This is a genomic window from Dietzia sp. DQ12-76, from assembly GCF_014145045.1.
Taxonomy (GTDB): Bacteria; Actinomycetota; Actinomycetes; order Mycobacteriales; family Mycobacteriaceae; genus Dietzia.
Genome location: NZ_JAALDV010000374.1, coordinates 1 through 10548, shown reverse-complemented (window position 1 = coordinate 10548; position 10548 = coordinate 1). Strand labels below are relative to the sequence as shown.

Annotated in this window: 9 protein-coding genes and 1 tRNA gene; 2 read left to right on the top strand and 8 right to left on the bottom strand. The window is 70.4% G+C overall.

Features of this window, described 5'->3' with window-relative positions:
- Positions 1–204: Rho termination factor N-terminal domain-containing protein (locus G6019_RS12685; protein WP_194305712.1), on the bottom strand; the 204-nt coding region annotated here is incomplete at its 3' end.
- Between the two features lie 526 nt (positions 205–730).
- Between G6019_RS12685 and G6019_RS12680 the strand changes: the two genes are divergently transcribed.
- On the top strand, positions 731–2401 hold the full coding sequence (locus tag G6019_RS12680) for an AMP-binding protein (RefSeq protein ID WP_107756724.1): 1671 nt from the start codon (positions 731–733) through the stop codon (positions 2399–2401).
- Positions 2402–2418: 17 nt separating this feature from the next.
- On the opposite strand, the gene thrB is transcribed toward G6019_RS12680, so the two are convergent.
- The 5 genes from thrB to argS are packed head-to-tail and all read right to left on the bottom strand — an operon-like array spanning position 2419 to position 8873.
- Positions 2419–3381 carry a homoserine kinase gene (gene thrB / locus G6019_RS12675; RefSeq protein ID WP_182612298.1) on the bottom strand — a complete coding sequence of 321 codons (963 nt, stop codon included), beginning with the start codon at positions 3379–3381 and terminating at the stop codon, positions 2419–2421.
- A complete protein-coding gene (gene thrC, locus G6019_RS12670) occupies positions 3378–4460 on the bottom strand; it encodes a threonine synthase (RefSeq protein ID WP_182612297.1) in 1083 nt (360 codons plus the stop codon). The genes thrB and thrC overlap by 4 nt, the downstream gene beginning before the upstream one ends.
- On the bottom strand, positions 4457–5809 hold the full coding sequence (locus tag G6019_RS12665) for a homoserine dehydrogenase (RefSeq protein WP_107756727.1): 1353 nt from the start codon (positions 5807–5809) through the stop codon (positions 4457–4459). The genes thrC and G6019_RS12665 overlap by 4 nt, the downstream gene beginning before the upstream one ends.
- A complete protein-coding gene (gene lysA / locus G6019_RS12660) occupies positions 5806–7224 on the bottom strand; it encodes a diaminopimelate decarboxylase (protein ID WP_107756728.1) in 1419 nt (472 codons plus the stop codon). Before lysA ends, G6019_RS12665 begins: the two co-directional genes overlap by 4 nt.
- Positions 7221–8873: an arginine--tRNA ligase gene (gene argS, locus G6019_RS12655; RefSeq protein ID WP_107756729.1), complete on the bottom strand. Its 1653-nt coding sequence runs from the start codon at positions 8871–8873 to the stop codon at positions 7221–7223. The genes lysA and argS overlap by 4 nt, the downstream gene beginning before the upstream one ends.
- A gap of 201 nt (positions 8874–9074) precedes the next feature.
- Between argS and G6019_RS12650 the strand changes: the two genes are divergently transcribed.
- Positions 9075–9150, top strand: a tRNA-Arg gene (locus G6019_RS12650).
- Positions 9151–9244: 94 nt separating this feature from the next.
- Here the strand turns inward: G6019_RS12650 and G6019_RS12645 are convergent.
- Together G6019_RS12645 and G6019_RS12640 are read right to left on the bottom strand one after the other, a co-directional pair.
- A complete protein-coding gene (locus tag G6019_RS12645) occupies positions 9245–9724 on the bottom strand; it encodes a MarR family winged helix-turn-helix transcriptional regulator (RefSeq protein WP_107756730.1) in 480 nt (159 codons plus the stop codon).
- 75 nt (positions 9725–9799) lie between these two features.
- On the bottom strand, positions 9800–10548 hold a 749-nt coding region (locus G6019_RS12640), incomplete at its 5' end, for an ATP-binding protein (protein ID WP_375539766.1).

Sequence of the window (10548 nt, the reverse complement as noted above, 5' to 3'; positions counted from 1 at the left end):
GGGGGCGGTATCCGCAGCCGCGGCCGGCGTGGACTCGGCGGGAGTCCGGGCGGGCGAGGACTGGGCGGGCGAGGACTGGGCGGCAGCCTGGGACCGTCCACCGCGGGCGGCGTCGATCATCGCCACCAGATCGCTCTTGCGCTTACCTGACAGCCCCTTGAGGCCCATCTGCTGGGCGAGAGACTTGAGGTCCGCCAGACGCATGGCTGCCAGTGCAGCCCCCTGCGGAGGTGTGGAGTGGGTTTCCGTCGAGGTCACGGGTGTCCTTTCTGGGCCCGGACCGAGTCGGTGTCAACCGCTCCGCGCCGGGCAACTGTCCGGGACGCAGACACGCGTCCCGGGTGGCCGCTGAGGCCTTCCGTGGCGGCGAACTGGCCGGACACGGAGTCGTCTGAGGGGGATGTGCACGAGGTGATTCCTGCCGGGTCGGCTTCATGTTGACCGTCGACGTCGGACGAGACCCACTCACGGGCACGACAATCCCGATTGGCCACGCGCCGTTCGGCCGCTCCCCCGGGACCGCCTCGCGGACTGCTCACCGCTGGCGGGGTAAGCGTACGGGAGATGTCTCGGGATTCAGGGACGACCGGGCGTCCGTGGCTTCAGAAAAGCATACTACCCGCTGTCCGCCCCACACGCGTCCCCCTCGCGAGTCCCGCCTGGCGTGTCCTCATCCCCACCGGCGGGCGGTAACCTAACAGCCCACTGCGGCCGAGTGGAAGGAGGTCCGATGTTCGGAACGATGCTCGAGACCCCGTTGCTCGTGTCGCGGATCCTCGACCACGCCGCGGAGCGACACTCGAGCTCCACTGTCACCGGTTTCGTCGGCGACATGGTGCCGAGGACCTCCCGGTTCGACGTGATCGCGGCCCGGGCCGCGGCCACTGCGCACGCCCTGACAGATCTCGGTGTGGGTGGCGGCGACGTGGTGGCCGTCCTGTCCGGCAGCCGCCCCGAGGTCATCGAGTCGATGTTCGCGATCCCGTCGATGGGCGCGGCGGTTCTCTCGCTCAACGTCTTCCGATCCCGGTCGTTCCTCCTCGCCGCGCTGCGCGACAACGACGTCTCGGTGCTGCTGGTCGATCCGGAGTTGCTGCCCCGCGCACTCGATGTGATCGACGATCTGGAGCACGCACCCCACCTCGTCGTGTTCGATGACGAGGTTCACGGGGACACCACAGCGCCGTCCGGGGACCGACACGGCGGGCAGCTCCACGCCCTCGAGACACTCCTCGACGGGCGACCGACCACCTTCCCGTGGCCTGAGCTCGACGAACGCACCGCCGCCGCGCTCGCATACACCTCCGGCACGACGGGGCTGTCGAAAGCGGTGGCGTTCACGCACCGGTCGATCTGGCTTCACTCCATGCAGATGTGCATGGCCGAGAGTGCCGCGCTCCGTAGTGGGGACAGCGTCCTGACGACCGTGCCGATGCACCACGTGCTGTCCTGGGGACTGCCGTACGCGGCCTTCATGACCGGGGCCAGCATCATCACCGCCCGGCCGCGGCCGGGTCAGGCCATGCACTCCGGACGCGAGCTGGCGGAGCTACTGGCCACGTTCAGGCCCAACAAGGTCGCGACGACGCCGGCCTCGCTCCAACGCCTCCTGCGACACCTGGAGAACCACCCGCAGCCACTGGGCCACCTGAGCGAGGTCCTGGTCGGCGGCTCTCCGGTGCCGGAGGCGCTGTTCGACGCCTTCGTCACCCGGCACGGGGTCACCATCATGCAGGCCTACGGCCTCACGGAGTCCAGCCCGATCGCCACCTTCGCCCGCGCCGATCCCCACTCCTCGGCGACCCATCGCCGGGCCCAGATCCTCGGACAGGGCCGGTTTCCCGCCGGGGTCGACGCCCGGATCGTCGAGTCCGGACGAGTCCTTCCGAACGACGGGTGGTCCGTCGGCGAACTCCAGATCAGGGGCCCGTGGGTCACCGCTCGCTATCTGGGCGACGACGCCACCGACCGGTTCGTCGACGGGTGGCTGCGCACCGGGGACATGGCCACCATCTCCCCGCGGGGCTACCTCGACGTGGTCGACCGGGTGGACGACATCATCGCCTCGGGAGGCGAGCTGATCTCCTCGGTGGAACTCGAGCACGCCGTCCTCCGGGACGATCGGGTGGCCGATGCAGCGGTGATCGGGGTGCCGGACGAACGCTGGGGCAACCGCCCTATGGTCCTGGTCCACCTCAAACCCGGCGCGTCGGCCACCGCCCGGGCCCTCTGGGACTCACTCGAGGGCCACGTCGACCTGTGGAAACGACCGGATCACTGGGCTTTCGTCGACGACATCCCGCGCACGTCGGTGGGAAAGTACGACAAGCGGGCCATCCGTTCGCTGCACGCCGAGGGGGCCTATCGGGTCACCACCATCTCGCCCGGCTCCGCCACCTGATCAGGCGTGGGCTGTGCTCACTGCGCGGCGAGTACCCGGGCGCCCTCGGCGATCTCGAGGTCCAGAACCTGCCACCCCCGCGCCTCGGCGTCAGCGCGCAGGTCGGTCGGCAGCGGGCTGGTCCCCAGCACCAGCACGGTGGGTCCTGCTCCGGAGACCGTGGCGGCCAGACCCCGGTCCCTGAGCCGGGCGATCCACTCCGTCGTGCCGACGAGCGCCGGGGCCCGGTAGGACTGGTGCAGTCGGTCCTCGGTCGCGGCGAGCAGGAACTCCGGATGCGAGGCCAGCGCCACCGACATCAGGGCGGCTCTACTGGCGTTGAAGGCCGCATCCTCGTGGGGCACCTTCTCCGGGAGCAGCCCGCGCGTCTGAGCCGTCGACGAGGTCTCGGACGGCACCAGCACGGTGGCGACGATCGTCGGGTCCACATTCATACGGACCGCCCGGTAGGTCACCGCGGTCGCCGACCTCTCGGTCCACGAGACCACCACCCCACCGAGGACGCTGGCCGCGGCGTTGTCGGGATGTCCCTCGAACTCGCTCGCCAGCTGCACCAGGTGCTCGTCGGTCAACACCTGACCCATCAGCCCGTTCGCCGCGACCAATCCCCCCACCGCCGCCGACGCGGAGGAACCGAGACCCCGGGAGTGCGGGATCGCGTTGGTACAGGAGATCCTGACCCCGGGCGCGCCCGTGCCACCGGCACGCAGACCGGCTTCCACCGCCTTGGCGACGAGGTGTGAGGCGTCTGCAGGGACCTGCCCCGCCCCCTCCCCCGAGACCTCGAGTTCCAGGCCCGAGGCGATCGTCGTCACCGTGATGGTGTCGTACAGGCCCAGCGCCACACCGAGGGCGTCGAATCCCGGCCCGAGGTTGGCGCTGGAGGCGGGCACCTCGACGGTGACCGAGCGGCCGACCGGCAGGATGCGTCCCCCGGAGCTGCCGAAGACCTCCGGGCCGGCGCCGCTCACGGCGCTCATTCCAGTCCGAGGGCGCCGGCGACGGCGGAGGGATCCACCGGGATGGCCTCCACCTCCGGCATACCCAACAGGGCGGTGTCCGGATCCTTGAGCCCGTTGCCGGTGACGGTGCAGACGATCGTCTGCCCGGGCTCGAGCTCCCCGTTGGCGTGGGCGTCGAGCAGACCCGCGACCGACGCCGCGGAGGCGGGCTCCACGTACACGCCGTCCTTACCCGCGACGGTGCGGTAGGCCTCGAGGATCTGCTCGTCGGTGCGCTTACGGAACGTGCCGCCGGACTGGTCGCGGGCGGCGACGGCGCCGTCCCAGGACGCCGGCGCGCCGATGCGGATGGCGGTGGCGATGGTCTCGGGGTTCTTGACCGGCGCGCCGTCCACCAGCGGCGCCGCACCGGCGGCCTGCACCCCCATCATCCGGGGGCGGGTCGAGATGATGCCGTCCGCGTGGTACTCGCTGTATCCCTTCCAGTACGCGGTGATGTTGCCCGCGTTACCGACAGGCAGGAAGTGCAGGTCGGGAGCCCGCCCGAGCACGTCGACGATCTCGAACGCGGCGGTCTTCTGGCCCTCGATCCGCACGGGGTTGACCGAGTTGACCAGGCCGATCTCCGCGTAGGTCGCGGTGGTCTTGCGGGCCAGTTCCAGGCAGTCGTCGAAGTTGCCGTCGACCTGGATGATCGTGGCCCCGTGCATGACGGCCTGCGCCAGCTTCCCGGCCGCGATCTTGCCCTGCGGGATGAGCACCGCGCAGCTCATCCCGGCTCTGGTCGCATAGGCGGCGGCCGAGGCGGACGTGTTGCCGGTCGAGGCGCACAGCACCGCCTTCTGACCGCGCGCCCTGGCGTCGGTGACGGCCATCGTCATCCCGCGGTCCTTGAACGAGCCAGTCGGGTTGAGGCCCTCCACCTTGAGGTACACCTCGCACCCGGTCACCCCGGAGAGGTAGGGGGCCGGCAGGAGCGGGGTCCCGCCCTCGAAGAGCGTCACCGTCTCCCAGGTGTCTCCGATCGGGAGCCGGTCGCGGTAGGCCTCGATGAGACCGGGCCAGCGGTGGTGAACTGGCTGATGGGTGCTGCTCATTCTGTGTCCACTCCCTCGAGTCGGATGACGCTGGTGATGACCGAGACCGCGTCCTGGTCTGAGAGCGCTGCCACCGTGTCCGCGAGCGCGCGCTCCGAGGCTCGGTGGGTCAGGACGGTGAGCTCCGCGGTGGGCTCGGCATCGTCCAGCTCGGACTCGGGGAACTCGACCTCGGTCTGCCGGACCTGGGCGATGGACACCCCGTGGCGCGAGAACTCGGCGGCGACCAGAGCCAGGACGCCGGGCTTGTCGGCCACACGCATCCGTACGTGATAGCGGGTGGAGACCTCGTCCATCGACGCCACCGGCAGCGCCGCGTACGTCGACTCCCCCGGCGCCCGGCCCGCGTCGACCTTGTTCCGGGCCGCGGCGACCATGTCCCCGAGGACGGCGGACGCGGTCGGGGATCCACCGGCACCCTGCCCGTAGAACATGAGCCGACCTGCCGCCTCCGCCTCGACCACGACTGCGTTGAAGGCGCCGTTGACGGTGGCGAGCGGATGGCTGTCGGGCAGCAGCGCCGGGTAGACGCGCGCCGAGACGGCCTCGCTGCCGTCCTCCCGCTGCAGCTTCTCGCAGATCGCCAGGAGTTTGATCGTGCAGTCCATGTCGCGGGCCGACGCGAAATCGTCGGGCGTGATCCGGGAGATGCCCTCCCGGTAGACGTCGCCCGCCGTGACACGGCTGTGGAACGCGATCGAGGCCAGGATCGCGGCCTTGGCCGCCGCGTCGTATCCCTCGACGTCCGCCGTGGGGTCGGCCTCCGCGTATCCGAGCCGGGAGGCCTCGGCGAGGGTCTCGGCGTAGTCGGCGCCCGTGGACCCCATCGCGGAGAGGATGTAGTTGGTCGTTCCGTTGACGATCCCGAGGACCCGCTGGACCTGGTCACCCGCCATGGAACGCCGCAGAGGTCCGATCACCGGGATCGCGCCGGCCACGGCCGCCTCGAAGTACAGGTCGGAGCGGGTCGAGTCCGCCGCCTCCGCCAGTTCGTCGGTGTACTCGGCGAGCAGGGCCTTGTTGGCGGTGACCACGGCCTTGCCGTTCCCGAGCGCCTCCAGCAGCAGGGGACGCGGTACGTCGATACCGCCCATCAGTTCGACGACGACGTCGACGTCGTCCCGCGAGACGAGCGAGGACGGATCCGCCGTCAGCAGCTCGGGGTCGATCCCGCGGTCGCGGGACAGGTCGCGCACCGCGACACCCCGCAGGACGAGCGGAGCCCCGATCCGGGAGGCGAGCGCCTCCGCGTTCTCCGTCATGTAGCGGATGACCTCGGTACCGACGGTGCCCATTCCGAGCACCGCCACCCCCACGGGTCGCACGCCTGACGCCGTTGCGTCGCTCACTGTCCCACCTCCAGGCTCGTCAGATCGTCCAGGGTTTCACGCCGGAGCACCAGGCGTGCCCGTCCGTCACGGACCGCGACCACCGCGGGCCGGCCGATCAGGTTGTACCGACTGGACATCGAATAGCAGTAGGCGCCGGTCGCCGCGACGGCCACCAGATCCCCTGCCCCGGTGTCCTCTGGCATCCACAGGTCGCGGACCACCACGTCACCGCTCTCGCAGTGTTTGCCCACGAGTCTGGCCACGACGGGGGCGGCGGTCGACGCGCGGCCCACCAGGCGGGCGTCGTACTCGGCGTCGTAGAGCGCGGTCCGGATGTTGTCGCTCATCCCGCCGTCGACGCTGATGTAGCGACGTCTCTCCCCGCCGGCGAGGTCGACGTCCTTGACCACGCCGACCTCGTACAGGGTGACCGTGCCGGGTCCGGCGATCGCGCGGCCGGGTTCGACGACCAACGTGGGGGGCGCGAGCCCGACGTCCGCCGAGAACCCGTCGACGATCTCCCTCAGTGCGGTGGCCAGGTGCGCCACCGGGGGCGGATCGTCGGTCGGGACGTAGCTGATGCCCAGGCCGCCGCCCAGGTCGAGATGATCGAGCTGGGCCGTGCGTTCGGCCCCGAACTCGTCGACGATGTCGCGCAGGAGCCCGATCACGCGACGCGCGGCGAGTTCGAAGCCGTCGACGTCGAAGATCTGGGAGCCGATGTGGCTGTGGAGTCCGGTGAGCCGGATGTGCGGTGCGTCGAACACCCCGCGGACGGCGGCCATGGCCGCGCCGCCCGCGAGCGAGAACCCGAACTTCTGGTCCTCGTGCGCGGTGGCGATGAACTCGTGGGTATGCGCCTCGACGCCCACCGTCACCCGGATGAAGACGTCCTGGACCACCCCCTCCTCGGCGGCGATGCGATCCAGGAGCGCGATCTCGGACATCGAGTCGAGGACGACGTGCCCGACCCCGCTGCGGACGGCGAGCCGCAGTTCGTCGGCGGACTTGTTGTTGCCGTGCACCGTGATCCGGGCGGGCGGGAAGTCGGCGCGCAGGGCCACCGCGAGCTCGCCACCCGAGGCGACGTCGAGGCTCAGTCCCTCCTCCGCCACCCAGCGCGCCACCTCGGTACAGAGGAACGCCTTGGACGCGTAATGGACCCGGTCCGCGCCACCGAAGGCCTCCGCCATCTCGCGGCACCGGGAGCGGAAATCGTCCTCGTCGATCACGAACAACGGGGTCCCGTACTCGGCCGCCAGGTCATCCGCGGCCACCCCGGCGAACTCCACCACACCGTCGTCGCGTCGACCCGCGCCGCGCGGCCAGACCGCCGGGTCCAGGGCCATGACCCGCCCCGCGTCGGTGGGACGCTCCCCGATACCGGGCGCGTGCGGGAACTCGTGTCGGGACCCGGCCGGGTGCGCGCTCACATCTTCTCCGGGGCGGTGACGCCGATCAGCCGCAGGCCGTTGGCCAGGGTCTGCCGGGTGGCCGTGCTGAGCGCGAGCCGGGCGGCGTGGAGCGGGCCGGGCTCCTCGTCACCCATCGGCAGGACACGACACGTGTCGTAGAAGCGGTGGTAGGCACCCGCGAGCTCCTCCAGATACCTGGCGACCCTGTGCGGCTCCCGCAGTTCGGCGGCACTCGCCACGACCCTGGGGAACTCACCGATGGTCCTGATGAGGGCACCCTCGCGGTCCTCGACCAGGAGCGCGAGGTCGGCCGCGTCGGTCGTGACCCCCAGGTCGGCCGCGTTCCGGGCCAGGGAGCACAGGCGGGCGTGCGCGTATTGGACGTAGAAGACCGGGTTGTCGTTGGTCGCCGACGCCCACAGTTGCAGATCGATGTCCATGGTCTGGTCCACCGAGGAGCGGATGAGCGCGTACCGCGCGGCGTCGACGCCGATCGCCTCCACCAGGTCGTCGAGCGTGATCACCGTCCCCGCGCGCTTGCTCATCTTGACCGGGACACCGTCCCGTACGAGGCTGACCATCTGACCGATGAGGACCTCGATCGCCGCGGGATCGTCGCCGAGCGCCGCCGCCGCTGCCTTGAGCCGTGCGATGTACCCGTGGTGGTCGGCGCCGAGCATGTAGATGCACAGGTCGAACCCGCGGTCCCGCTTGTCGAGGAAGTACGCGATATCGCCGGCGATGTAGGCCGCGTTGCCGTCGGACTTGAGGACCACGCGGTCCTTGTCGTCACCGAAGTCCGTGGAGCGGAGCCACCAGGCGCCCTCGGACTCGTACAGGTTGCCGTTGCCCTTGAGCACCTCGATCGCCCGGTCCACGGCACCGGAGGTGAACATGGAGTTCTCGTGGGTGTAGACGTCGAAGACCGTGCCGAACTCGGCGAGCGAGGCCTTGATGTGCGTGAACATCAGGTCGACACCGGTTGCCCGGAAGGTCTCCAGGGCCTCGTCCTCCGGCTGCTGGAGCACGTCCGGGTGGTCGGCGACCACGCGCGCGGCGATGTCCTCGATGTACGCACCCGCGTACCCGTCCTCCGGCGTCGCGTCGCCGCGGGCGGCGGCGAGCAGTGACCGGCTGAACCGGTCGATCTGGGCACCGTGATCGTTGAAGTAGTACTCGCGCGTCACCTGCGCGCCGGACGCCTCGAGGACGCGCCCGAGGGCGTCACCGACCGCCGCCCACCGCGTGCCGCCCAGGTGGATGGGGCCGGTCGGGTTCGCCGAGACGAACTCGAGGTTCACCCGGCGGCCGGCCATCGCCTCGCCGGTGCCGTACGACTCACCCTGCTCGATGACCGAGGCCACGAGCGCCCCCTGGGCTCCGGAGTCGAGGCGGATGTTGAGGAATCCGGGACCGGCGATCTCCGCCGACGCCACGCCGGGATCCGCGGCGAGCGCGGTGGCGATCTCCTGGGCCAGCTCCCGCGGCGCGGCGCCGACCTTCTTCGCCAACTGCAGTGCGACGTTGGTCGCGTAGTCACCGTGGTCCGGATTGCGCGGACGTTCGACGGTCACCGTGTCCGGCACCACCGAGATGTCGGCTCCGCGCTCGGAGAGAACGGTCAGTAGCGCGGCACGGATGACGGCGGCGAGGTCGGCAGGAGTCACGTCTTCCTATCCTAGGTGTCAGCACGTCGGCAGTGGAATCGGACACCGGCTGGTGCCCGGGCGGCCGACACTCGCGGTACCGATACGGGGCCGATGCGGGCCAGGGAGCACCCCGGTGCTACGATCGGTCTCGCTGTTCAGCAGGGCGGTTCGATGGAGTCGCCCGGTGGTCAGCCTCCGGCCCCGTGGGGCCGGTATCCCGCCCTCGTAGCTCAGGGGATAGAGCGTTGGTTTCCGGTACCAAAGGTCAGAGGTTCGATTCCTCTCGGGGGCACCACGACAGCGGGGCCCGGGCATATCAGCCCGGGCCCCGCTGTCTGTTCGAACCGGCGTCCACCGGCTACCCGATCGGCGGGGTCGGCGTAGCGGGCTCAGCGGGGCAGGGTGATCCCGTCGACCTCACCGATGCGTGCGACCACCCGCTCGAAGATGCCGGTCAGTGTGCCGATCTCGTCCTTCGTGAGAACGTCGATGAGAAGCTCCCGGACCTTCTCCACGTGCATCGGGGCCACCCGGGCGATCGCCTCCGCTCCGGCGGCGGTCAGGGTGACGATCGTGCCCCGGCCGTCCTCGGCGCATTCGCCCTTGGCGACCAGTCCCCGGGCTTCCATCCGCCGGACCTGATGTGACACGCGGCTGCGATCCCACCCCAGAGCAGCTCCCAGGTCCCGGGCGCGCAGACCCCGCCCGTCCGCCTCGCTGAGACTGACCAACACCGCGTAGTCGGACTGGGACATCGACGCGTCGCGCTGGAGCTGGCGTTCGATCGCGAGGTCGAGCAACTGATTGACTTCCCTGTACCGGCGCCACATGCACTGCTCTTCGTCGGTCAACCAGCGTGTCTCGCTCATGGGGCTATTACAGCACGACCACCCACCGCCCGGACCTGCAGCCACCGGTCCAGCGTCGGCCGAAGTTCACCGCTCTCACTCGGTGGCCGATCCCGCCCCCCGCATCACGTGGGTACGCGCGCCACCGACACCCGCGAATCGTGAGCGGTCGCAGGTGAGGACGATGACCTGAGAGGTCGACGCCGCCGCGGCGATGACCGCTCCCATCGTGAGGCGCCGGGACGGATCCGTGTAACCCATGGTGTCATCGAGAAACACCGGGACTCCGTTGTCTCCGACGAGCCGGGCGCAGGCGATCCGCACGATCACCGCCAGCTGCTCCCTGGCCCCACCTGACAGGGAGTCGTAATCCACGGAGACGTCCCCGATCCTCCGACTGAGAATGGTGAGGTCCTCCCCCAGCCGAACGTCGAAATCGGGCCCGTAGACAAGTCGACCGAGCTCGACCACCGCGCGGTGGAACGGCTCCTGGTATGCCCGGAGCGCCTCGGACCGACGCCGTTCGAGGGTTCGGTGGAGGAGGTCGGCCGCGCGCGCCCTGCGCCACAACGCGGCGTTCTCCCTCTCCGCGGCGTCGACCTCACGCTCGGCCACCGCGACGTCTCCGAGCCGCCCCTGGTCACTGATGGCGCTGACCCGACCGAGCGCGGTGGCCACCGCCGACGCACTCTCCCGTTCCTCAGCGACGAGCGCGGCCAGCGAGGCCCGTGCGTTGTCGAGGAGTTCCGGGGGTGCCTCGGCGAGAGCCTCCTCCAACCGTGCTCGCGCCTCCCGCGCGGCCTCGCGTCGGGCATCCGCCTCCCGTCCGGTCCTGTCCGTGTCGG